Origin of the sequence: Saccharothrix sp. S26 (assembly GCF_021390395.1) — a bacterium.
Classification (GTDB): Bacteria; Actinomycetota; Actinomycetes; order Mycobacteriales; family Pseudonocardiaceae; genus Actinosynnema.
The window spans coordinates 39,944-64,902 of record NZ_JAJUWT010000016.1 but is presented as its reverse complement, the minus strand read 5'-3'; the positions used below and the strand labels follow the sequence as shown (position 1 = coordinate 64,902).

Here is a 24,959-nt window from a genome sequence, read left to right as displayed (position 1 = left end):
TCCTAGTCCAGCTCGTCGACCAGCGCGAACAACGCGTCGTCGTCAGCGGAGTCGAGGTCGGGGTCCAGTGCGGGGCCCGCGCCGAGCAGGGCGCGCAGCCGGTCCAGCGCGGTGTCGTCCAGCTCGCCCGCGCGCACCGCCGCTTCCAGGCGGTCCACCAGCGATTCCTCGTCGACCGACGTCAACGACCGCAGGTGCGCGGCGAGCGCGTCCGGGCTCGGGTGGTCGAACACCACCGTCGTGGGCAGCGTCAGCCCGGTCGCCGCACCGAGCCGGTTGCGCAGCTCGACGGCGGTCAGCGAGTCGAAGCCCAGCTCGGTGAACGCCCGCCGGGGGTCGATCGCGTCCGGGTCGTCGTGCCCCAGCACGGCCGCCACCTGCAAGCGCACCAACGCCGGCAGGTCGGTCGGCTCGGGGGCCTTCGGTGCGGGTGCGGTGCTGCGGCGGACGCGGACCACGTCCCGCAGCACGGCGGGCAGGTCGTCGCGCCCCTTCAGCGCCGCCTGGTCGAACCGCGTCACGGCGAGCACCGGCGCGCCGTGCGCCAGGGCCGCGTCGAACAGCTCCATCGCCTCGTCGGCGGCCAACGGCGTCAGGCCGGACCGCGCCAGCCGCCGCAGGTCCACTTCGGACAGACCGCCGGACAGCTCGCTCTCGGTCTCCCACAGGCCCCAGGCCAGCGAGGTCGCGGGCAGGCCCGCCGCGTGCCGGTGCTCGGCCAGCGCGTCGAGGTAGCTGTTGCCCGCCGCGTAGTTGGCCTGGCCCGCCGTGCCGAGCAGGCCCGCGACCGACGAGTACAGCACGAACGCCGACACCTCACCGGCGAGCTCGTGCAGGTTCCACGCCGCGTCGACCTTGGGCCGCAGCACCCGGTCCACCTGCTCGGCGGTGAGCCCGGTGAGCGTGCCGTCGTCCACCACGCCGGCGGTGTGCACGACGGCCGTGGGCCGGAAGCGCGCCATCACCTCGGCCACCGCGTCGCGGTCCGCCGCGTCGCACGCCACCAGGTGCACCTTCGCGTCCAGCTCCGCGACCAGGCGGTCCGCGCCCGGTGCGTCCGGTCCGCGCCGGCTCAACAGCACCAGTTCCGCCACGCCGTGGGCGGTGACGAGGTGCCGCGCCAGGATCGTGCCCAGCGCGCCGGTCGCACCGGTGATCAGCACCGGCCCGTCGCCCCAGTTCACCGCGCGGTCGGCCGACGGCGTGCGGGCCAGACGGGGCACCAGCACCTCGCCGCCACGCACCGCGACCTCCGGCTCACCCAGCCGCAACGCGGTGTCCACCAGGTCGTCGGTGTCCGCGCTGACCAGCACGAACCGGCCCGGCTGCTCGGCCTGCGCGCTGCGCACCAGACCACGCACGGCCGCGTGCTCCAGCCCGTCGCGCACCACGATCGCGAGCGGACCGTTCGCCCGGCGCAGCACGTCGAGCGTGTGGTGCACCGCCTCACGCGCGCCCAGCTCCGGTACCCGGTGCACGGCCAGGCCGTGCGGTGGCAGGTCACCGGGCACGCTCACCTTCCGCCAGGTCAGCGCGTGCAGCCCGGCCCGGACCGCGCGTCCGCCCACCGGCCGCAACGCCAGCTCGTCCACGGTCAGCACCGGCCGACCCGCCGCGTCGGCCAGCACCAACGACACCGACGACCCGGTCCGGGTCAGCCGCGCGCGGACCGCGGGCGCGGTGGAGTGCACCGCCACCCCGCTCCACGCGAACGGCAGCACGGCGGGCACGTCGTCGTCCGCCACGCCGGGCAGCAGGGCGTGCAGGGCGGCGTCCAGGACCGCCGGGTGCACCAGGAACCCGCCGCCGTCCTGCGGCGCCAGCTCGACGAACAGGTCGTCACCGGCCCGCCACAACGCCTTGAGCCCGCGGAACGCCGGCCCGTAGTGGTAGCCGTGCGCCGCCAACCGCTCGTAGACGCCGTCCAGGTCGACCGGCGACCCGTCGGACGGCCAGGTGAACTCACCGGCCGCGGGCGACTCCCCGGTCAGCACACCGGTCGCGTGCTGCTCCCACGGCGACTCGGCGTCCGGGCGCGAGTGGATCGTGACGGGACGGCGGCCGGCCTCCGGCGTGCCGACCACGACCTGCACCTGCGCGCTGCCCAGCACCAGCGGCGTCGACAACGTCAGCTCGGCCAGGTGCGGGTGACCGGTGTACGCGCCGGCGGCGAGCGCCAGCTCCGCGAACGCCGTGCCCGGCAGCAGCACGTCGTCGCCCACCCGGTGGTCGGCGAGCCAGCCGCTGCCCGACACCCGCCCGGTCAGCACCACCGTGTCGCCGCCGCTCAGCTCCACCGCCGCGCCCAGCAGCGGGTGCCGCGGGTCGGACAGCCCCAGCGCCCCGGCCGACCGCGCGGCCCGCGGCGCCTCCAGCCAGAACCGACGGCCCTGGAACCGGTACGTCGGCAGCGTCACCGGCCGGGCGTCACCGAAGTCCCACGTCACCGCGACCCCGCGCGTGTGCAGGACGCCCAACGCCGACAGCGCGTGCTCCAGCTCCGGCCGCCCGGCGCGCAGCACGGTCACCGCCGAGCCCGGCTCCCGCTCCAGGCACTGCCGGGTCAACGCGGTGAGCACACCGTCCGGGCCCAGCTCCACGAACTCCGTGACGCCGAGCCGTTCCAGCGTCCGCACGCCGTCCAGGAAGCGCACCGCCTCCCGGATGTGGCGCACCCAGTACTCCGGCGACCGCAGCTGCTCGGCGGTCGCGACCTCGCCGGTGACGTCCGAGACCACGGTGATCGAGGGCTCGCGGAACACCACGTCGGCCAGGTCGGCGCGGAACGCGTCCAGCACCTCGTCCATGTGCGGCGAGTGGAACGCGTGGCTCACCGGCAGCCTGCGGGTACGCCGGCCCTGGGCCGACCACTCCGCGATCGCCCGCGCCACCGCGTCCTCGTCACCGGACACCACGGTCGAGCGCGGCGCGTTCAGCGCGGCCACCGCCAACCCGTCGGGCAGCGACGCCCGCACCTCCTCCTCGGTCGCCTCGATGGCGGCCATCGCGCCGTCGTCGCGCGCCGACTGCATGGCCCGGCCCCGTGCGGCGACCAGCGTGCAGGCGTCGGCCAGGTCGAGGACGCCGGCCACGTGCGCGGCGGCCACCTCGCCGACGGAGTGGCCGAACAGGTAGTCCGGGCGCACGCCGTGGTGCTCCACGAACCGGTACAGCGCGACCTCGACGGCGAACAGCGCGGCCTGGGTGAACGCGGTCTGCCCCAGCAGCGCGGAGTCGGCGGAGTCCGGTTCGGCGAACAGCACCGTCCGCAGCGGGCGGTCCAGCACCGGGTCGAGGTGGGCGCAGATGTCGTCCAACGCCTGCCGGAACACCGGCGACGACTCGTACAGCTGCCGTCCCATGCCGACCCGCTGGCTGCCCTGCCCGGTGAACAGGAACGCGGTCTTGCCGCGGCCCTCGCCGTCACCGATGGCCAGCTCGCCCAGCAGGGCGTCACGGCCGAAGACCACCGCGCGGCGGTCGAGCAGGGCCCGGCGGGACAGGGTGAGTCCGACGTCGGCCGGGTCCAGCTCGGGGTGCTCGGCCAGGTGGGCGTGCAGGGCGGCGGCCTGGGCGCGCAACGCCTCGTCGTCCCGCGCCGACAGCACCCACGGCACCACGTCCGGCGTCACGCGGTCGACCGGCGCGGGCTCCGGGCCTTGTTCGAGCACGACGTGGGCGTTGGTGCCGCTGATCCCGAACGACGACACCGCCGCGCGACGCGGGCGGCCCGCCGGCCACTCGCGGGGCTCGGTCAGCAGCTCCACCGCGCCCGCGGACCAGTCGACGTGCGGCGACGGCTCGCCGACGTGCAGGGTGCGCGGCATGACGCCGTGCCGCATCGCCTGCACCACCTTGATGATCCCGCCGACGCCCGCCGCCGCCTGGGCGTGGCCGATGTTGGACTTCAGCGAGCCCAGCCGCAGCGGCTCCTCGCGGTCCTGGCCGTAGGTGGCCAGCAGCGCCTGCGCCTCGATCGGGTCGCCGAGCTTCGTGCCGGTGCCGTGCGCCTCGACCAGGTCGACGTCCGCCGGCGACAGCCGGGCGGCCGAGAGCGCCGCCTGGATCACCCGTTCCTGCGCGGGGCCGTTCGGGGCGGTGAGGCCGTTGGACGCGCCGTCGGAGTTCACCGCCGAGCCCCGCACCACGGCCAGCACGCGGTGGCCGCGCTTGCGCGCGTCGGAGAGCCGTTCGACCACCAGCAGGCCCACGCCCTCCGACCAGCCGGTGCCGTCGGCGTCGGCGGAGAACGACTTGCAGCGCCCGTCCGCCGACAGGCCGCGCTGGCGGGAGAACTCGATGAACGTGCTCGGGCCCGCCATCACCGTGACGCCGCCCGCCAACGCCAGGTCGCACTCGCCGTTGCGCAGCGCCTGGGCCGCCAGGTGCAGGGCGACCAGCGACGAGGAGCACGCCGTGTCGACCGTGATGGCCGGGCCCTCCAGCCCGTAGGTGTAGGCGAGGCGGCCGGAGATCACGCTCGAGGTGTTGCCGGCGAGCAGGAAGCCCTCGACCTCGTCGGGCGTCTCGGCCAGGCGTGAGGCGTAGTCGTCGTACATCACGCCGGTGAACACGCCCGACCGGCTGCCGCGCAGGGTCGCCGGGTCGATGCCCGCGTCCTCGAACGCCTCCCACGCCGTCTCCAGCAGCAGCCGCTGCTGCGGGTCGGTCGCCAGGGCCTCGCGCGGCGACATGCCGAAGAAGGCCGCGTCGAACAGGTCGGCGTCGTGCAGGAACCCGCCGTGCCGGGTGTAGGTGCGGCCGAGCTTCTCCGGGTCCGGGTCGTACAGCGCGTCGACGTCCCAGCCGCGGTTGGTCGGGAACTCCGAGATCGCGTCCCGGCCCTCGGCGACCAGCCGCCACAGGTCCTCCGGCGAGCGCACCCCGCCCGGGAAGCGGCACGCCATGCCGACGATCGCGATCGGCTCCTCGGCCCGCGCCGCGACCTTCGTCGTCCCGGCCTTGCGGTTGCCCGCCACCAGGTACGCGGCCAGCGCGGTCGGCGTGGGGTGGTCGAAGACCAGCGTCGTGGGCAGCTTGCGGCCGGTCGCGGCGATCAGCCGGTTGCGCAGGTCCACGCCGGCCAGCGAGTCGAAGCCCTGGTCCCGGAACGCCTTCTCCGGGTCGACCGCGGCGGCGTCGGCGTGGCCGAGCGCGGCCGCGGCCAGCGAGCGCACCAGGTCCAGCGCGTTCGCCTCGGTCAACGTGGTCGACACGGCCTTGGCGACGCGCCGCTTGACCAACCCGCGCAACGGCGCGGGCACGTCGCCGTCCACCCGGGCCAGCTCCAACGCGGCCGGGACGAGCAGGCCCGCGTCACCGGCGAGCGCGCGGTCGAACAGGGCCAGGCCGCGCGCCGGGTCGAGCGGCGCGACGCCGGAGCGCGCCCAGCGCGCCAGGTCGGCCTCCCCCAGCGTCTCGCCCATGCCCGCGTCCCACAGGCCCCACGCCAGCGACACGGCGGGCAGGCCCCGGGCGCGGCGGTGGGCGGCCAGGGCGTCCAGGTAGGTGTTGGCGGCGGCGTAGTTGCCCTGGCCCGCCGTGCCCAGCACGCCGGAGATCGAGGAGAACAGCACGAACGCCTCGACCTCGCCCACCAGTTCGTGCAGGTGGCGCGCCGCGAGCGCCTTGGGCGCGAGGACCCGGTCCACCTGCTCGTCGGTCAACGCCGTCGTGGTCGCGTCGTCCAGCACGCCGGCCGCGTGCACGACCGCGGTGATCCGCTCGCCGGCCAGCAGCTCGGCCAACGCGTCGCGGTCCGCCACGTCCACCGCGGCCACCCGCGCGCCCAGCTCCTCGGCCAGTTCCCGCGCGCCGGGCGCGTCCAGCCCGCGCCTGCTGACCAGCAGCAGGTCGCGCACGTCGTGGTGGTCGTGCAGGTGCCGGGCGACCAGCGCGCCGAGCCCGCCCGTGCCGCCGGTGACGAGCACGGTGCCGTGCAGCCGCACGGCCTCGCCCAGCCCGGTCCGGGTCAGGCGCGGCACGAGGAACCGGCCGTCCCGCACCGCGACCTGCGGCTCACCGGTCGCCGCGGCGGCGTGCACGGCGTCGACGTCCTCGGCGTCCACCACGACCACCCGGTCCGGGTGCTCGGACTGCACGACCCGCACCAGGCCCCACACGGCGGCGTTGGCCAGGTCGTCCACCGGCTCGCCGGGCTCGGCCGCGATCGCGCGCCGGGTGTGGAACACCAGCCGGTCGTCGGGGTCGTGCTCCTCGGCGAGCCAGTCCTTGACCAGCCCGAGGGCGCGGCGCACGGCCACGCGCGGGTCGTCGGTCTCGGCCGGCGGCACGACCACCAGGTCGCCCACCCGCTCCCGCCCGGTGACCTCGGTCCACGTCACGGCGAACGTGGAGCTGCCCGCGAGGGCGTCCTTGGCGACGGCGCGCAACGTGATGCCGTCGATGCGCCCGAGCGGCACGCCCGCCGTGTCGGCCACGTCGACGGCGAACGTGTCGCCGCCGTTCGGCGTGATGCGGACCCGCAGCCCGGTCGCGCCGGCCGCGTCCAGCTCCACGCCGCTCCACGCGAACGGCAACCTGATCCGCCCTTCGCCGGCCGGTTCGAGCACCAGCGGGTGCAGCACGGCGTCCAGCAGCGCCGGGTGGATCGCGAAGCCCTTGGCGGGCGCGGTGATCGCGACCTCGGCGTAGACCGTGTCACCGTCACGCCACATCGCGCGCAGGCCCCGGAACGGCTCGCCGTAGTCGTAGCCGAGGGCTGCCAGCCGGTCGTAGGCGTCCTCGACGGGCTCTTCGGCGGCCTCCGGTGGCCACGGGAACGGCTCGGCCACGCTCGCGGGCTCGGTGAGCGTGCCCGAGGCGTGCCGCTGCCAGGTGTCCTGGCGCGAGTGCACGGTGAACCGGCCCTCCCGCACGGTGACCTGCACCGGCACCGACCCGGTCGCCGGCACGACCAGCGGCGCCTCCAGGGTCAGGTCCTCCACGCGCGGCAGGCCGACCCGCTCCCCCGCCGCCAGCGCCAGCTCCAGGAACGCCGTGCCGGGCACCAGCACCGAGCCGTTGACCACGTGCCCGGCCAGCCACGGCTGGGCGGTCAGCGACACCTCGCCGGTGAGCACGACCTCGTCGCGCTCGGCCAGCTCGACCGCCGCGGTGACCAGGCCGGTGGCGCGGGGCTGGGCGGTGAGCCAGTAGTGGTCGCGGCGGAACGGGTAGGTCGGCAGGTCGTCCGCGGGGTCGGCGTCGGGCACGAACGACACGACGTCCAGCGGCGCGCCGTGGGCGTGCGCGTGCGCCATGCCCCACACCGCCGTCGCCGGCTCCGGCCGGCCCGCGCGCCCCAGCGACACCGCCGTGACGCCGGCGGCCTGCGCGAGCGGCGCGAGCACCGCGTCCGGGCCGACCTCCACGAACACCGTCGCGCCGTGCCGCTCCAGCCCGCGCACGGCGTCGAGGAAGCGGACCGTGCCACGGATCTGGCGCGTCCAGTGGTCGGCGTCGGCGACCAGCGGCTCACCGGTCGCGGTGGAGATCACCGGGATGCGCGCCTCGTGGTGGGTGACCGCGGCCGCGACCGCGCGGAACTCGTCGAGCACGTCGTCCATGTGCGCCGAGTGGAACGCGTGGCTGACCTGGAGCTTGCGGGCCCGCGGGAACCGGGCGGCGAACGACGTGACCGCGTCCTCGTCGCCCGCCAGGACCAGCGACGTCGGGCTGTTGACGGCCGCGAGCGCCACGCCGTCGGGCAGCTCGCCGAGGTCGGCTTCGGCGGCCTGCACGGCGATCATCACGCCGCCGCGCCGCGCCGACTGCATGAGCCTGCCCCGCGCGGCGACCAGCCCGGCCGCGTCGTCGAGCGTGAGCACGCCCGCCACGTGGGCGGCGACCAGCTCGCCGACGGAGTGCCCGGCCACCAGGTCCGCGGTGAGGCCGTGGTGCTCGGCCAGCCGGTACAGCGCGGTCTCGAACGCGAACAGGGCGGGCTGGGTGTAGCGGGTCTCGTGCAGCTCGGGGCGGTCGCCGAACATCAGCTCCTTCAGCGGCACGTCCAGGTGCGGCGCGAACGCGTCCACGACCTCGTCCAGCGCGCGGGCGAACACCGGGTACGCCTCGTACAGCTCGCGTCCCATGCCCGCGCGTTGCGCGCCCTGGCCGGTGAACAGCACCGCCGTGCGGCCGTCCGGGACCGCGTGGCCGGTCAGCGGCTCGGCGTTCGCGAAGTCCTCGGGCGTGACGCCGACGAGCACGGCCCGGTGGTCGAAGCGGGTGCGCCGGGTCAGCGCGCGGGCCACCTCGGCGACGTCGGCACGACCGCGCACCCGGTCCAGCATCGCGACGGCGGCTTCGGCGTCACGACCGCCGGCCACCCACGGCACGGGCGTGGTCACCTCGGTGCGCGTCGGCTCGGCCACGTCACCTTGTTCCAGCACCAGGTGCGCGTTGGTGCCGCTGATGCCGAACGACGAGATGCCCGCCCGCCGGGGGGCGGGCCACTCGCGGGCGTCGATGAGCAGCTCGACCTTGCCCGCCGTCCAGTCGACCTTGGGGGTGGGCTCGCCGACGTGCAGGGTGCGCGGCATGACGCCGTGCCGCATCGCCTCCACCAGCTTGATCACGCCGCCCACGCCGGCTGCCGCCTGCGCGTGGCCGATGTTGGACTTCAGCGAGCCCAGCCACAGCGGCTCGTCGCGGTCGCGGCCGTAGGTGGCGAGGATGGCCTCGGCCTCGATCGGGTCGCCCAACGACGTGCCGGTGCCGTGCGCCTCCACCAGGTCGACGTCCTTGGCCTCCAGCCCCGCGTCGGCCAGCGCCTGGCGGATGACGCGCTGCTGCGACCGGCCGTTGGGCGCGGTGAGGCCGTTGGACGCGCCGTCGGAGTTGATCGCGCTGCCCCGGATGACGGCCAGCACCCGGTGGCCGTGGCGGCGGGCGTCGGAGAGGCGTTCGAGCAGCACCATGCCGACGCCCTCGGCCCACGCCGTGCCGTCCGCGCCCGCGGCGAACGACTTGCAGCGCGCGTCGGCGGCCAGGCCGTGCTGACGCGAGAACTCCAGGAACATGCCGGGTGTGGCCATGACCGTGACACCGCCCGCGATGGCCGCGCTCGACTCGCCGCTGCGCAGCGATCGCACGGCCAGGTGCAGGGCCACCAGGGACGACGAGCACGCCGTGTCCACAGTGAGCGCGGGCCCGATCAGCCCGAGCTGGTAGGCGATGCGGCCGGACATCACGCTCGGCGTCGCGCCGGTCAGCACGTGCCCTTCGGCCTGGTCGGACGCCTCGTGCATGCGGGGCCCGTAGTCGCCCGCCGTGCCGCCGACGAACACACCGGTCCGGCTGCCGCGCAACGACTCCGGGTCGATGCCCGCCCGTTCGACGGCTTCCCACGCGGTCTGGAGCAGCAGCCGCTGCTGCGGGTCCATGGCCAGGGCCTCGCGCGGCGAGATGCCGAAGAACGCCGGGTCGAACTCGCCCGCGCCGGCCAGGAACCCGCCCTCGCGCACGTAAGTGGTGCCGGAGCGGTCCGGGTCGGGGTGGTAGAGGTCGCCCGACCAGCCGCGGTCGGTCGGGAACGGGCCGATCGCGTCACGGCCCTCGGCGACCAGCCGCCACAGGTCCTCCGGCGACTCGACGCCGCCCGGGAAGCGGCACGCCATGCCGACGATCGCGATCGGCTCGTCGTCGTGCGCCGACCGCTCGAAGGTCTCGTCGGTGACGTCGTCCTGCTGGAGGTGGGCGATCAGGGCCTGCGGGGTGGGGTGCTCGAACAGCAGGCCGGTGGGCAGGTCCCGGCCGGTCGCCGCGGCCAGGTTCTCGCGCAGCTCCACGCCCATCAGCGAGTCGAAGCCCAGGTCGCGGAACGGGCGGCGGGCGTTGACCTTGCCCGGCTGCGTGCCGAGCACGGCGGCGACGTGGTCGAGCACGAGCCCGGCGACGTCCCGCGACCGTTCGACGTCCCGCGACCGTTCGACGCGCTTGGCCTGCTCGACGGGCTGGGCCCGCTCGACGGGCTGGGCCTGACCGTCCAGCCAGTGCCGTTCGCGCTGGAACGGGTAGGTGGGCAGCTTGATCCGCCGCCCGACGTGCAGGGCGGGCCAGTCGACCGCCACGCCCCGCGTGTGGGCGGCGGCGAACGCGGTCAGCGCGGTGGTCACCTCGTCGTGGCCCTTGCGCATCATCGGGAACGCGCGCACACCCGCCTCGGCGGCCATCGCCGAGCACACGCCGTCCGGCCCCGCCTCGACCAGCGTGGCGACCTGCGCCGCCCGCACGGCCTGGAGGAACCGCACCGGCTCGCGGACCTGGCGGACCCAGTGCTCGGGGTCGGTGACGTCGGCGTCCGGGCGCACCGTCGAGACCACCGGGATGACCGGCGGGTGGAACGTGAGGCCGCGCACGACGTCGCGGAACTCGTCCAGCATCGGGTCCATCAGCGGCGAGTGGAACGCGTGGCTCACGGTGAGCTGCTTCGTGCGCCGGCCCAGCGTCTTCGCGTAAGCCAGGACGGCGTCCTCACGTCCCGACAGCACGACCGAGCGCGGACCGTTGACGGCGGCGAGCGCGACGCCGTCCGGCAGGTCCAACTCCTCCTCGGCGGCCTCCACCGCGACCATCGCGCCACCGCTCGGCAGCGCGCCCATCAACCTGCCGCGCGCGCTCACCAGGGCGCAGGCGTCGGGCAGGGACAGGACGCCGGCGACGTGCGCGGCGGCGATCTCGCCGATGGAGTGCCCCAGCACGACCTTGGGCCGCAGGCCCCACGACTCGGCCAAGCGGTAGGCGGCCACTTCGACCGCGAACAGGGCGGGTTGGGTCCACGCGGTGTCGTCCAGGCCCTCGCCGGAGGTGATGACGTCCCGCAGCCCGGGGTCGAGGTGCGCGCAGACCTCGTCGAACGCCTCCGCGAACACCGGGAACGCCCGGTACAGCTGGGCTCCCATGTCGGCGCGCTGCGCACCCTGGCCCGTGAAGACGACGCCGAACGTGCCGTCGGTGACGGTGCCGCTCACGACGTGGGGCGCGGGCACGCCCTGCGCGATGGCGTCCAGCCCCGCGTCGAGCGAGGCACGGTCGGCCGCGACCACCACCGCCCGGTGCTCGAACGACGTGCGCGTGGTGGCGAGGGACCAGGCGAGGTCGCGCGGCTCGCCCTCGGTGCCGCGAAGGAGGCCGGCGTGCGCCCGCAACGCCTCGGGCGTGCGCCCGGACACCGGCACCACTGCGAAGCCGTGCTCGCCGTCACTCGACCGGCCATCCACCGCGGAGCCGCGCTCGGCACCGACCGACCGGGCACCCACCACGACACCGCTGCTCACCGTCGAACCGGCACCGGCCGCCACACCGCCATCCATCGCCGAACCAACACCGGCCACCACACGGGCATTGGTCACCTCCGGCGCGTCCGCAGCGGCCGGCGCGGGGGGCTCGGCGACCACGACGTGGCAGTTCGTGCCGCCCATGCCGAACGAGCTCACCCCGGCCACCAGCGGCCGGTCCGGGTGCGGCCAACCCGAGTGTCCGGTGTGGACGGTCAGGTTGCGCTCCTCCAGCCGCAGCTCGGGGTTGGGCCGGTCGAAGTTCAGGCTCGCGGGCAGTTCGCGGTGGCGGATGGCGAGCACGGACTTCAGCAGGCCGACGATGCCCGCCGCGCCCTCCAGGTGCCCGATGTTCGTCTTCACCGACCCCACTGGCAGCGGCTCGGACCGGCCCGCGAACACCTCGCCCAACCCGGCCGCCTCGATCGGGTCGCCGACCGGCGTGCCGGTGCCGTGCAGCTCCACGTACTGCACCGACTCGGCGTCCACCCCGGCCCGTCGCTGCGCCGCCCGCACGACCGCCGCCTGCGCCGCGGGCCTCGGCACGGTCAGGCCCGGCGTCGCACCGTCGTTGTTGACCGCACTGCCCCGGATCACCGCGTACACGTCGTCGCCATCGGCCAGCGCCGCGCGCAACGGCTTGAGCACCAACACCGCCGCGCCCTCACCGCGCACGTACCCGTTGGCGCGCGAGTCGAAGGTGAAGCACCGGCCGTCCGGTGACAGCCCGCCGAACTTGTCCGCACCCAGCGCGCCCTCGGCGAGGATGTTCAGGTTCACGCCGGCCGCCAACGCCAGCGGCGACTCGCCGCTGCGCACGCTCTCCGCCGCGAGGTGCACCGCGACCAGCGACGACGACTGCGCGGTGTCCACGACGACGCTCGGCCCGCGCAGGTCCAGCGCGTAGGACACGCGGTTGGCGATGATGCCGCGGTGCGTGCCGGTGTTGGTGTGCTGCGTGATCGCGCCGCGCCCGAGCGCCAGCCCGGCGTAGTCGTCGCGCAACGAGCCCACGAACACCGACGCCGCCGTGCCCGCCAACGACCCCGGCACGATCCCGGCGTCCTCCAGCGCCTCCCACGCCAGCTCCAGCACCAGCCGCTGCTGCGGGTCGGTGGCGGCGGCCTCGCGCGGTGAGATGCCGAAGAACCCGGCGTCGAAGTCGCCGACCGCGTCCAGGAACGCGCCGTACCGGGTGCCGCGCACCGCCTTCGTCTCCGGCGACAGGGTCTCCCAGCGGTCCGCCGGCACCTCGGTCACCGCGTCCCGGCCGTCGCGCAGCAGCCGCCAGAACGCGGCCGGGTCGGTCGCACCGGGCAGCCGGCAGGCCACACCGACCACCGCGACCGTGTCGTCCAGGTTCGTCATCGACAAGCCCTTCGCGAGCGGGATGGATTCCGATCTCCGGTTCTACCGAGGAATTCCACCCAGCCAGTCATGAAGCGGTCGTCGGTCGTTCTCCGGTCGGCGAATTACCACCGCGTGACCGGGCCCTGGTTAACGTCGGTCCCGTCATTCCGGCCAACGCCCAGAAAAGGACTGGTCCCCATGACCACGAACTTCCCGCTGCCCGAAGACGCCACCAAAATGACCGCGCTGTACGTCCGCGCGATGAACTCGGGCGACGTCGACGCCGTCCTGTCGCTCTACACCGAGGACGCGGTGTCGGTGTGGGACCCGGAGAAGCCCACCAGCGGCGCGGAGCACGCGCAGGTCGTGAAGGAGTTCATGGCCAAGCGGCCGGTGATGCGCGCCGAGCTCAAGGAGTCGTACGTGACCGGCGACACGGCGCTGCTGGTGGTCGACTGGTCGTTCGACATCGAGGGCGAGGAGCCGCTGTCGGGCACCGGCCTGGACGTGCTGCGCAAGGGCCCGGACGGCAAGTGGCGCTACGCCATCGACAACCCGTTCGGCGACAACTGAGATGCAGCCGCGACTGGCCGAGGCGCACCTGGGCGGCCTGTTGTCCCAGCTGGGGCTGGACGCCGAGTACGTGCGCGGCGAAGCGGACACGCTGTGGTGGCGCCGGCCGTCCGGTGACGAGGTGCCGGTGGTGGACTTCGTCGGCGGCTACGGCTCGCTGGTGCTGGGCCACAACCACCCGGCGATCGTGGCGCACGCGCGGGACCTGCTGGCCCGGCAGGTCCCCGTGCACGCGCAGTTCTCCTCCCACCCCTACGCCAACGACCTGGCCCTCGCGCTCAACCGGGTGCTCTGGCGGGAGTTCGGCACCGACGAGCCGTACTCGGCGATCTTCGCCAGCACCGGCGCGGAGGCCGTCGAGATCGCGTTGAAGCACGCGGAGATGGCCCGCGGCGCACGGGTGGCGGCGCTGCGCGAGGAGATCGAGTCGCACCTGGCCGACGCGCCCGCCGACCTGGCCGAACGGGTGCGCGAGCACAACGAGGGCCGGTACGACGCGCCCCCGGTGTTCCTGACGCTGGAGGGGTCGTTCCACGGCAAGCTCGCGGGCAGCGTGCAGCTCACCCACAACGCGGGCTACCGGCTGCCGTTCCGGACGCTGGCCGTGCAGGCGCGGTTCGTGTCCGGCGGCGAGGTCGCCAAGGAGGTCGAGGCGTGCCGCGTCACGCTCCTCGACGTCCAGGACGGCCACCTGGTCGAACGGGACCTGCCGGTGATCGCGGCGTTCTTCGTGGAGCCGATCCAGGGCGAGGGCGGCATCCACGTGCTCGACGCCGAGGTGGCGGCCGACATCCGGGCCGCGGCCGACGCGGGCGGCTTCCCGGTCGTGGTCGACGAGATCCAGACCGGTGTCGGCCGGACCGGCGCGTTCTTCGCCTCGTCGCACGTCGGGCTGCTCGGTGACTACGTGCTGCTGGCCAAGGCGCTGGGCGGTGGTGTCGCCAAGTCGGCGGTGACGCTGATGCGGCAGTCGAAGTACGTGCCGGACTTCGAGCTGGTGCACAGCTCCACGTTCGCCAAGGACGCGTTCTCCTGCCACCTCGGCACGCGGGTGGTGGAGCTGGTCGAGCAGCTCGACGTGTGCCGGCTCGCCGCGTCACGCGGTGCGGCGCTGGAGTCGGCGTTGCGCGCCGTGCAGGCCGATTTCCCGACCGTGGTCGCCGACGTGCGCGGCCGGGGCCTGATGCTCGGGCTGGAGTTCCACGACCAGACCGGGGCCGAGGGCCCGGTGGGCGAGCTGGCGGGCCAGGGCCTGCTCGGCTACGTGCTGGCCGGCTACCTGCTCAACGCCCACCACGTGCGCGTCTTCCCCACCGCCAGCGCCACGCACACCCTGCGGTTCGAGCCGTCGGTCTTCATCACCGACGAGCAGATCGACCAGCTGGCCACGGGCCTGCGCGCCGCGTGCACGGCTCTGCGCGACAACCCGTCCGCCCTGCTGCCCGGCTGATCCAACCCCCCAGGGGTCGGCCGTCCCCTACGGCCCACCGACCGCGTCCCCTCCGGTCGGTGGGCCGTTTCCCCCTGACGGGTCAGGCCGGCGCGCACGTCCTGCGGTAAGGCGTTTCGGGGAGGAACTGCCGCCACTCCTCCTCGGTGAGGTCACGAGCGAGGTCACGGCACACCCGCTCGGTCGTGTCCTCCGGATCGGTGTGCCACAGGATCGCGCTCTTGTCCGAGCTCCCCGTGACCAGCGACTCCCCGTCCGGGCTGAACGCGACCGCGTTGACGGGCGCGGTGTGCTCGGTCAGGGCGGCCAGGGGTGCGCCGGTGGCCGCGTCCCACAGAACCACCGTGCGGTCGGTGCTGCCGGTCGCCAGCGTCCGCCCGTCCGGGCTGAACGCGATGCCGACGAGCGGGTCGGGGTGGGTCAGCGTGCGCAGGGGTGCCCACGTACGCGTGTCCCAGACGATCACCGTGCCCTCCGCGCTCACCGTGGCGAGCGTGCGGCCGTCGGGGCTGAACACCGCGCCGTGCCCCGCTCCGCCGTGGGGCAACGTGGCCACGCGGGTGTGGTCCGCGACGTTCCAGACCACCGACTCGTCCTGGGTGCTGCCGACCACGGTCCGCCCGTCCGGGTGGAATGCGACGCTGTTGACCGTGCCCTGGTGCTCGAGGTGGGCCACGGGGGCGCGCGTGCCCAGGTCCCAGAGGATCAGCTCCCGGTCGGTGCCCGCGGTGGCCAGCGTCCGCCCGTCCGGGCTGAACGCCACGGTGCGCAGCTGGTCGGTGTGCCCCACCAGCCGGGCGGTCGGCGTCGGCCTCGCGCGGTCGGTGACGTCCCAGAGGGCGAGGCCGTGGTCGGCGTCCCCGTTGAGGTGGCGGGCCACCCCGCCACCCGCGGCCAGCGTCCGGCCGTCCGGGCTGAAGGCGACCGCGTTGACCGGCCCGACCCCGGTGGGGATGGTGGCCAGCCTGACCCGTTCCCGGGCGTCCCAGAGGATCACCGCGCGGTCGGCGCCGCCGGTGGCCACTGTCTCCCCGTCCGGGCTGAACGCCACCGCGGTGACCAGGTCGGCGTGACCCGCCAGTGGGGTGCGGGTGGTGTCCCACAGGACGATCCTGCGGTCTTCCCCCGCCGACGCCAGCAGCGGCTGGTCGGGGTGGAACGCCAGGGTGTAGATGTTGTGGTGGTGCCCGGTCAGCCGGGCGCGCGGCGTGCGGCTCGGCACGTCCCAGAGGATCACGGTCTGGTCGTGGCCCGCCGAGGCCAGCGTCTGCCCGTCGGGGCTGAACGCCACGGCGCGGGCCTGACCGGTGTGGCCGGTGAGCGTCGTCGGCGGCTGCTGCCCGGTGGTGTCCCAGAGCCGGACGGTCCGGTCGGGGCCCGCCGAGGCCACGGTGCGGCCGTCGGGGGCGAACGCGACCGCGTCCACCGACTCGGTGTGGCCGGTGAGCGTTGCCGTCCTCGTCGCGGTGTCACGACGCCACAGCCCGACCGTCCGGTCGGCGCTGCCGGTGGCCAGGGTCTGCCCGTCGGGGCTGAACGCCACCGCGAGGACGGCGCCGGTGTGACCGGCCAGCCGGCCGATCGGGGTGCGGCTCCCGACGTCCCAGATGATGACCGTCCGGTCGAGGCTCGTCGAGGCGAGCGCACGCCCGTCCGGGCTGAAGTCCAGGTCTTTGACCGGGTCGGTGTGACCGGTCAGCCGGGCCACCGGCCGGCCGGCGGCGGCGTCCCACAACACCACCTCGCGGTCGTCGCCGGCGGTGGCCACGGTGCGCCCGTCCGGGCTGACGGCCACGGCGCGCAACCAGGTGGCGTGGCCGGTGAGGGTGGCGCGGCGCGTCCGGCTCCGGGTGTCCCACACGATGACCGCCTGGTCCTTGCTGACGGTCAGGAACGTGTCCCCGTCGGCGCTGAACACGACGTCGGAGACCGCGTTGGTGTGGCCGGTCACCTCGGCCAGGTACGACTCGCGGGCCGAGGTGCTCAGCAGCGCGCCGCGGGCCTCGGCGGTCGGCGACGTCCTGAACGCCTCGGCGCTGAGCAGCTTCGCCGTCGCCGGCCGCGAGTCCCTCAGCACCATGGCCTGCGCGGCCAACTGCCGCGAGACCGCGACCCGACCCGCGCGCACGGCCAGTTCCCCCTGGCGCAACGCGACGACCCCGAGGGTGGTCGTGGCCACCAGCAGCACGGCCAGTCCGACGGTGAGCAGCCGCAGTTGCCGCAGGCGGCGGGCCTTGGCCTGCTGCTCGGCGTTCTCGGCCCGGTCGCCGGCGCGCAGGAACGCCCGCTCGGTCGAGGTGAGCCGCTCCTGGTTGCCGTCCCGCTCGGCCCATTCCCGCGCGGCGGCCAGCCTCGCTCCCCGGTAGAGGGCCCCGGGGTCCTCGTCCAGCGCGGTCCAGGTCCGCGCGGCGTCGGTGAGCGCGCGGTGGGTCCGCAGCCCGTCGCGGTCCTCGGACAGCCACTGCCGCAGCCGCGGCCAGCCGCTGATCAGGGCCTCGTGCGCGAGCTGCGCGGTGCTCTCCTCAAGGGTGATCAGCCGTGCGTCGGCCAGCCTGGTGAGCACGACTTCGAGCCCCGGCGAGTCGTCCAGCTCCTCGCGGTCGATCCGGCGTCGGGTGTCCTCGGTCCCCTCGCCCAACGCGGTCAGTCGCAGGAACAGCTCCCGTGCCAGTTGTTGTTCGGCGGCCGAGAAGCCGACGTAGACGTTCTCGGCCGTGTGCGCCAACGCGCCGTCGATCCCGCCGGCGGCCCGGTAGCCGGCGAGGCTCAGGGTGTTGCCCTTGCGCCGCTTCCAGGTCTCCAGCAACGCGTGCGAGACCGTGGGCAACGCGCCGGGCTGCCCGGCGGCCGCGGCCACGACCTCGGCGAGCAGCGCGCCCTCCACCCGGCAGCCGACGCGCACCGCCGGTTCGCACACCGCCCGGCGCAGCTGCTCGGGCGTCATCGCGCCGACCAGGACCTGGGAGTCGGTCAACGCCGCGGCCAGCTCCGGGTGGTCCGAACACCGCGTGTAGAAGTCGGACCGCATGCCCAGCACGACGCGGACCCGGCTGTTGTCCGCCTCCGCGGCGGTGACGAGGGCGGAGATGAACAGGGCTCGCTCCCGGCGGTCCCGGCAGAGCGTGAAGACCTCCTCGAACTGGTCCACCATCAGCAGCACCTCGGTTCCGGGGGACCGGTCGGCCAACAGTTCGAGCAGGCCGCGGTGCAGGTTGCGCGGATCGGACTCCAGGTCGGCGTGCACCTGCCCCGAGGTCTTGCCCGTCCGGGCGGCGAGCTGGACCGCGCACTCCTCCAGCGGGTGCGCCCCCGGCGTGACGAGCACCGCGATCGCGGGTCCGGCGGGCAGGCCCTCGGCTTCCACCCTGGCCAGCAGACCGGCGCGCAGCACCGAGGACTTCCCCACGCCGGACGGACCGCACACCGCGTGGAACCGACCTCGCGCCACCCGCTCGTACAAGTCCTGCACCAGCCGCTCCCGGCCGAAGAACCACTCGGAGTCGTCGCGCTGGAACGCCGCCAACCCCGCGTAGGGCGTGCGTCCACCCGGGCTCGGCTCTTCGGTGCGGGAATCGGCGGCCAACTCCGCGGCGACCTCCTTCCAGCGCTGTCGCCACTCGTCGACGTCTCCTCCGCACGCGCGCACGAAGGCGAGGGTGACGTCCAGGCTGGGCAACTTCCGGCCGGCCGCGGCCTCCGACAACGACGCCGCGGAGTAGTGCGCCGATCGGGCCAACTCGCGGTAAGTGGGTGAACCGGCCTTCTCCCGGAGGTTGCGCAGGCTTCGCGCGAAGCTGATCAGAACAGAGTCCTCCGGCCCCAATGGCCGTTCCGGTCGCGGCACTATTCCCCCTCGAAACGACTCGTTCCCCTCATTGGTCAGAAGTTGTTGTCCAACGTCCTCCCCAGGACATCAATCAACCCCTGAGCTGTACGAACGTTACACACCCACCGAGTGGCGTCGAGTCCGTGCGCAGCCGCGGCTTCGTGGGTCGGGAGCGGTTCCCACGGTCGCGAAAGCGTCGTCTATTCGGGGAGGAAAACCATGAAGCGCACATCACGGACGCTCGTTGGGGTATCGGACACGCCGATCGTCCGGACACCTCCCGGGGTCGCGCGGATAGCACCGTGCTGATGACCGAGTGCGGTGGCGACGAGACCGGCCCGGTCGCCGGGAGCGCTGCCGTCGTGACCTGACCGATCGGCGGCCGGACCATCCAGGCGATCGCCGCACGACGGGGATTCGCCGACCAGGCCCGGACTCCCCCTGAGGCACGAAGAACTGCTGGAACGACGAACCAAGACGAAGGGCCCAAGCATGTCCGTCATCAGAGCTTTTCTGATCGTCGCGACGATCGCGACGTTCATCGCCGTACCCCAGACGGCCGGCGCCGCGAGCGCGCCGTCCGCCCCAGCGGGCGGCCTGGTGAAGGTGCCGGAGGAGACCTTGCGGGAGCTGGCACGCCTGCACCCCGAGAAGTTCGACAGACTGGCCGCCCGGCGCTCCGCCGTGCGGACCTCGTCCACCACGTGCGGTGACGACGGGTACTACTGGATCGTCAACCGGAACAGCGGCAAGTACCTCGCCATCGGCAGCAGCAGCGAAGCCAACGGTGCCCACGCCATCCAGTGGGACTACACCGGCAGCTTCGGCCAGCTCTGGGATCTGTGGGGCGACCACCTCATCAACGTCAACAGCGGCAAGTACCTCGCCATCGGCGAAAGCAGCACGGCCAACGGCGCGCACGCCATCCAGTGGGACTACACCGGCAGCAACGGCCAGCGCTGGCGGTGCGACAACGGCGGGCACATCATCAACGTCAACAGCGGCAAGTACCTCGCCATCGGCGAAAGCAGCACGGCCAACGGCGCACATGCCATCCAGTGGGAGAACACCGGCAGCAACGGCCAGCGGTGGGACAAGTACCGCTACTAGTTGTTCAGCGTCATGAGTGCGCAGCCCTCGGGACGATCGTTCCGAGGGCTGCCCCTTCACCGGGTGGGCTGGACAAGCTCACTGCTTGAGGGAGTTGAGGAACGCCTGGAACGCCCCGGACCGGAACACCAACGTCCCGGACTCCCGACTCTTGGTATCCCGCACGGCCGCCCGTCCGGCGGACCTCGCCACCTCGACACAACCCTGCGCGCCGCCACTGCGAGACGACTTCCGCCACATGAGGACTCCTAGGCCAACTCGCGAATACGCCGGTTGATCTTCTCAACCGTGCGCTGCTCGCTCAAGGCGTTGGCCCGGAGGCTGTCGAAAGCCAGGTTGTAGGTCCGGACGTGCTCCCGCCCGAGGTAGTCCGCTGCGGTCAGCCCTTCCACGTAGACGACACCCGGCCGATCCGGGATCAGGGTGACGATGGTGAACAGCACCCCGTGTGATGCGTGCGCCCCGGCGTCGAACGGCACGACCTGCACGCAGATGTTCGGCGACTTGGCCAGGTCGCGGACCTCTTGGAGTTGTGCGCGCAGGACCGGGCCGCCACCGATCTCGCGGTGCAGCGCCTCCTCGCCGACCACGAGCCACAGGCGGGGCGCGTCCGGGGACTTCATCCGGGCCAGGCGTTGCGCCCGGTCCTCGACCATCCGCTCCACATCCGCCGCCGAGGCGATGACCGACCGCTGGAGCATCGCCCTGGCGTACTCGGCGGTCTGGATGACGCCGGGGAAGAAGTCGCCGCTGAACACCTTCAGCTCGGTGGCCGCGCGCTCCAGGTTCACGTACTTCACCGAGTGCTCCGGCACCCGCGCCGGTTGGAGCTTGCGCCGGGAGTCGGTCGCCAGCCGCCCCAGCACCGCGGTCTTGTCCTCCGGGATGCGGTAGAGCCGGACCATCTTGGCGAGATCCTTGTCGGTGACCTTCATGTCGCCTTGCTCGACCTTGGACAGCTTCCCGGTGTACCAACCGAGCGCCTTGCTCGCCTCGGCGCTGGACAGACCGGCGGTCTCGCGGGCTTCCCGCAGATCAGCACCGAGCAGGATGCGTTGCACGACGGGACCGGGATCGGATTGGGGCGAACTCACCCGATCAGCTTGCCGCGACCGCGAGCCAGCCGCCAACAACTCACACGATCGAGTGGCAAGCATTCCGCACTAGAATTTCTAGTACTAGCTTCGCTGCCATGACCGAGACCGAGCTCGTACCGGACCTGGACACCTTCGTGGCCGAGATGGTGGCCGACGACGCACCCCGGCTGTTCGCCGTCGTCCAGGTGCACGACAACACCGACGCCGACATCGCCGCTTGGGGTTTGGCCTTCCCCGACCACGCCGAAGTCGTCTCCACCAGCGGCGGCACGAGGATGCGGCTCAGGTCGCCGGAACGCGCCGCCCGCCTGCTCAGCCGCCCGCCGGCCGTGGCGGCCCGGCTGGTGTGGGTCGATCACCGTGTCGACCCGTCGCCGTGACGAGGGTCGACGAGATGTGGGCCTTGGCGGGGTCCGCCGCGATGAACGCGGTCTCCACCCCCGCCGGCTCACCGTTCATGCGGGCCGTCGGCAGCTCGTAGTCGCGAAGGTTGCGGACCCCGCGGACGACGACGTCGATCCCCTCTCGACCTCGCCGCGCGACGCAAAACGTCCGCGTGGCCCGGCGTGATCGGGTCGGAGGAACCCGGGAAGAGTGCTCGCACGGTCGAAAGCCAACCGCACGACGGGCGGTTGAGGTAGCCGGAAGCGCGGTCCGGCCACCCCAGCCGCCCGGCCTGCTAGAGCGGCACGTTGCCGTGCTTGCGCGCCGGGCTGCGGCGGCGTTTGTCGCGCAGCATGGCCAGTCCGCGGCGCACCGCCACGCGCGTCTGGGCCGGGTCGATCACGTCGTCCACCAGGCCGCGCTCGGCCGCGTAGTAGGGGTGCGCCAGCTCGTCGGCGTAACGGGACACCAGCACCTGCCGCAGCTCGTCCGGGTCCGCGGCGGCGGCCAGTTCCTTGCGGTGGATGACGTTCACCGCCGCCTCCGCGCCCATCACCGCGATCTCGTTGGTCGGCCACGCCAGGGACAGGTCGCAGCCGATGGACCGCGAGTCCATCACGATGTACGCGCCGCCGTATGCCTTGCGCAGGATCACCTGGACCCGGGGCACCGATGCCTCGCAGTAGGCGTAGAGCAGCTTCGCGCCGTGCCGGATCGCGCCGCCGTACTCCTGGTCGGTGCCCGGCAGGAACCCCGGCACGTCCACCAACGTCACCAGGGGCACGTTGAACGCGTCGCAGAACCGCACGAACCGGGCCGCCTTCTGCGACGCCGCCGTGTCCAGCACGCCCGCCAGCACCAGCGGCTGGTTGCCGACCACGCCGACGACCTCGCCGCCGATCCGGGCGAACGCGCACACCACGTTGGCCGCCCAGCCCTCGTGCACCTCCAGGAACTCGCCGTCGTCCACCACCTCGCCGATCACCGCCCGGATGTCGTAGGGCTGGTTCGGCGACACGGGCACAAGCGAGGCCAGCTCGGGCCGCACGTCGTCGTCCTCCGAGGGAGGCTCGCACGACGGCGGCGACTCCAGGTTGTTCGACGGCAGCAGCGACAGCAGGTAGCGCACGTCGGCCAGGCAGCTCTCCTCGTCGTCGTGCACGAACGACGCCACGCCCGACATCGAACCGTGCACGTCCGCGCCGCCGAGCTGATTGTGCGTCACCTGCTCTCCGCTGACCGCCTTCACCACGTCCGGCCCGGTCAGGTACATCTGCGCGGTCTCGCGCACCATGAACGTGAAGTCGGCCAACGCGGGCGAGTACGCCGCACCGCCCGCGCACGGTCCCAGCACCACGCTGATCTGCGGGATGATCCCGGACGCCTCGACCTGGCGGCGGAAGATGCCGCCGTAGCCGTTGAGCGCCATCACGCCTTCCTGGATGCGGGCGCCACCGCTGTCGTTCAGCGCGACGATCGGCGACCCGGTGGCCAGGGCCAGGTCCATCACCTTGTGGATCTTCTCGGCGTGCCCCGCGCCCAGCGACCCGCCGGCGATGGTGAAGTCCTGCGCGTAGACGAACACCCGCCGCCCGTCCACCGTGCCGGAGCCCGCGACCACGCCGTCGGTGTGCGCGCCGGTCGTGCCCCGCCGGTACATGTCGACCTCGACGAACGACCCCTCGTCCAGCAGCAGCTCCAGCCGTTCCCGCGCGGTCCGCTTGCCCAGCCGGTGCTGGCGCTCCACGGCCACCCGGTCGCCCAGCGCGATGCGGCCGGCCAGCTCGTCGCGCCGGTCGCGCAGCGCCCGCATGGTGCGCGGCGGCGGCTGCGTCGGGCGCACGGCGGGCCGGAACTCGATCTCGGAGATGCTCATCGTCGCCTTTCGCTCGTGTCGACCTGCCAGAAGCCACCGTCGAAGAACACCAGCCCCGACCGGCCGTCGCCCCGGCCCGCGCCGAGCACCCGGCCGAAGAACACGGAATGGTCGCCCGCCTCGTGCACGTCGACCAGCTCGCACTCCAGCCACGCCAGCGACCCGGCGATCACCGGCGCGCCGGTGGCCGGTCCGGCCTGCCAGTCGACCTGCTCGAACTGGGCCGGTCCCAGCGGCCGGTCGCGGGCGGCGAACCAGCGGGCGCTGGCCTCCTGGTCGGCGTGCAGCACCGAGGCGGCGAAGTGCCGGGACGCGGTGATCGCGCCGTGCATGACCGCGGTGTGCGCCACGCAGCACAGCACCAGCGGCGGGTCCAACGACACGGAGCTGAACGCGTTCGCGGTCATCCCGTGCATGTGCTCACCACCGACGGTCAGCACGACGACGCCGGTGGCGAAGCGGGCCAGGGTGGAGCGCATCTCGGTCGGGGACACCCCGGTCAGCTCGGGTGCCAGTTCCATCGCACACGTCCTTCCCGCGAGCAGGGCGCGGGCCGCGCCGGCGGCACGACCCGCGCGTGCGGCTCAGCCCTGGATGTCCTCGACGCGGTCGGCGACCGGCCGGTCGACCGCCATCACCCACTTGCCGTCCTCGCCGCGCACCAGCACGTCCGTGCACTTGCCCAGGATGCGCTGCTTGCCGCCGTCCTCCTTGGTGATCTCCAGGTCGTAGTCGACGATGATCAACGACGTGTCGCCGGTCGTGTAGTAGGACTTGACCTTCGACTTGAGCTTCGGCTTGGTGGCCAGCAGCGCGGTGATGGCCTCCGTGCGCGCCTGGCCGGTCAGCGGCCCGCCGGACAGGTTGGAAATGGAGTCGTCCCGGTAGAGGCTGTCGAAGATGGCACCCTGGCCCGAGTTGAACGCGGCCAGGAAGACGTCGTTCTGGGTGTCGGGGTCGTCGGTCAGGTCCAGGTTCTGCAAGTCGATCTGCGCGGTCATGGGCGATTCCTTTCCTGCAGTGCGGCAAATGCCCGGCACCGACGTTATCGGCCTGCCCGCCACGTCCACTCATCGTGGAATAACCGATCGCTCATCGCGCATTCAGTCGAAACCGGTGAGCGGTCCGTGAGTGCCCGAACGCACCTTGGGCGCTGCCCGGGAAAAGCCCGATCGGTCCGGGGGCGACCCTCTCCCGGACAACGCGAAAGGCCCGGCCGCCCCCCACGGGGACGACCGGGCCTGCGGCGATCCCGGCGTCAGCCGGTCAGGGCCGTGAGGCCCCCGTCCGCCACCAACTCCTGGCCGGTGGTGAAGGTCGCGTCGAAGGCCAGGAACAGCACCGCCGCCGCCACCTCCTCCGCCGAACCGTGGCGCTTCATCGGCGTGAGCTGGTCGCCCAGCTCGGAGAAGTGCTGCCGTTCCTCCGCGGAGGCGTCCACACCCATGCTCGGCGTGTCGATGAACCCGGGGCTCACCGCGTTGACCCGGATGTTGCGGCCGATCAGCTCGGCCGCGAACGCCTGCGCGAAGGACCGGACCGCGGCCTTCGCGCCCGAGTAGACGCTCATGCCGGCGGTGCCGCTCGCGTTGGCGATGGACGTGGTGAACACGATCGAGCCGCCGTCCTTCACCAGCGGCGCGAGCACCTGCGTGGTGAAGTACGCGCCCTTGGTGTTGACCGCGAACGTCCGGTCGTAGCTCTCCTCGGTGACGACGGCCAGCGGCTCCAGCTTGGCGTAGCCCGCGTTCACGTGGACGAAGTCGACCTCGCCCAGCTTCTCCCGGACCGCGTCACCGACCGCGCGGACGTCGGCGAGGTTCGCCACGTCGCAGCTCACGAAGTGCGCGCGCTCGCCGAGCTCCTGGCGTGCCGCCTCCAGGTTCTTGCCGTCCCGCCCGGTGATCAGGACCTCGGCCCCACCCTCGACCAGTGCCTTCGCCACGGCGAAGCCCATGCCGTGGGTACCCCCGGAGATGACTGCTTTCTTACCGGCAAACCGGCTCACGAGACT

12 protein-coding genes are annotated in these 24,959 nt (G+C 73.4%); 4 read left to right on the top strand and 8 right to left on the bottom strand.

Going from position 1 to position 24,959, the window contains the following annotated elements:
* Positions 1-2: 2 nt before the first annotated feature.
* A complete protein-coding gene (locus LZG04_RS25525; RefSeq protein ID WP_233821039.1) occupies positions 3-12,647 on the bottom strand; it encodes a type I polyketide synthase in 12,645 nt (4,214 codons plus the stop codon).
* Positions 12,648-12,827: 180 nt separating this feature from the next.
* On the opposite strand from LZG04_RS25525, the gene LZG04_RS25520 reads away from it, so the two are divergent.
* The gene (locus tag LZG04_RS25520) at positions 12,828-13,202 is read left to right on the top strand and encodes a nuclear transport factor 2 family protein (RefSeq protein ID WP_233821037.1); all 375 of its coding nucleotides are present in this window, start codon (positions 12,828-12,830) and stop codon (positions 13,200-13,202) included.
* A gap of 1 nt (position 13,203) precedes the next feature.
* Positions 13,204-14,652, top strand: coding sequence for an aspartate aminotransferase family protein (locus LZG04_RS25515; protein WP_233821035.1), 1,449 nt, complete (start codon positions 13,204-13,206; stop codon positions 14,650-14,652).
* An 82-nt stretch (positions 14,653-14,734) separates the two neighbouring features.
* On the opposite strand, the gene LZG04_RS25510 is transcribed toward LZG04_RS25515, so the two are convergent.
* Positions 14,735-18,496, bottom strand: a complete 3,762-nt coding sequence (locus LZG04_RS25510) for a hypothetical protein (RefSeq protein WP_233821033.1) — start codon at positions 18,494-18,496, stop codon at positions 14,735-14,737.
* Between the two features lie 474 nt (positions 18,497-18,970).
* Between LZG04_RS25510 and LZG04_RS25505 the strand changes: the two genes are divergently transcribed.
* Positions 18,971-19,588: an RICIN domain-containing protein gene (locus tag LZG04_RS25505; protein WP_233821031.1), complete on the top strand. Its 618-nt coding sequence runs from the start codon at positions 18,971-18,973 to the stop codon at positions 19,586-19,588.
* 78 nt (positions 19,589-19,666) lie between these two features.
* On the opposite strand, the gene LZG04_RS25500 is transcribed toward LZG04_RS25505, so the two are convergent.
* Complete coding sequence (locus tag LZG04_RS25500) at positions 19,667-19,828, bottom strand: DUF397 domain-containing protein (RefSeq protein WP_233821029.1); 162 nt, start codon at positions 19,826-19,828, stop codon at positions 19,667-19,669.
* A gap of 8 nt (positions 19,829-19,836) precedes the next feature.
* On the bottom strand, positions 19,837-20,682 hold the full coding sequence (locus tag LZG04_RS25495) for a helix-turn-helix transcriptional regulator (RefSeq protein ID WP_233821027.1): 846 nt from the start codon (positions 20,680-20,682) through the stop codon (positions 19,837-19,839).
* A 98-nt stretch (positions 20,683-20,780) separates the two neighbouring features.
* Between LZG04_RS25495 and LZG04_RS25490 the strand changes: the two genes are divergently transcribed.
* Positions 20,781-21,065, top strand: a complete 285-nt coding sequence (locus LZG04_RS25490; protein WP_233821025.1) for a hypothetical protein — start codon at positions 20,781-20,783, stop codon at positions 21,063-21,065.
* Between the two features lie 299 nt (positions 21,066-21,364).
* On the opposite strand, the gene LZG04_RS25485 is transcribed toward LZG04_RS25490, so the two are convergent.
* The 4 genes from LZG04_RS25485 to LZG04_RS25470 form a co-directional block, all read right to left on the bottom strand.
* Positions 21,365-22,945 carry an acyl-CoA carboxylase subunit beta gene (locus LZG04_RS25485; protein WP_374202878.1) on the bottom strand — a complete coding sequence of 527 codons (1,581 nt, stop codon included), beginning with the start codon at positions 22,943-22,945 and terminating at the stop codon, positions 21,365-21,367.
* Positions 22,942-23,466 carry a flavin reductase family protein gene (locus tag LZG04_RS25480; RefSeq protein WP_233821023.1) on the bottom strand — a complete coding sequence of 175 codons (525 nt, stop codon included), beginning with the start codon at positions 23,464-23,466 and terminating at the stop codon, positions 22,942-22,944. Before LZG04_RS25480 ends, LZG04_RS25485 begins: the two co-directional genes overlap by 4 nt.
* 63 nt (positions 23,467-23,529) lie before the next feature.
* On the bottom strand, positions 23,530-23,946 hold the full coding sequence (locus tag LZG04_RS25475) for a DUF4440 domain-containing protein (RefSeq protein ID WP_233821021.1): 417 nt from the start codon (positions 23,944-23,946) through the stop codon (positions 23,530-23,532).
* 257 nt (positions 23,947-24,203) lie between these two features.
* Positions 24,204-24,953, bottom strand: a complete 750-nt coding sequence (locus LZG04_RS25470; protein ID WP_308199298.1) for an SDR family oxidoreductase — start codon at positions 24,951-24,953, stop codon at positions 24,204-24,206.
* Positions 24,954-24,959 lie beyond the last annotated feature (6 nt).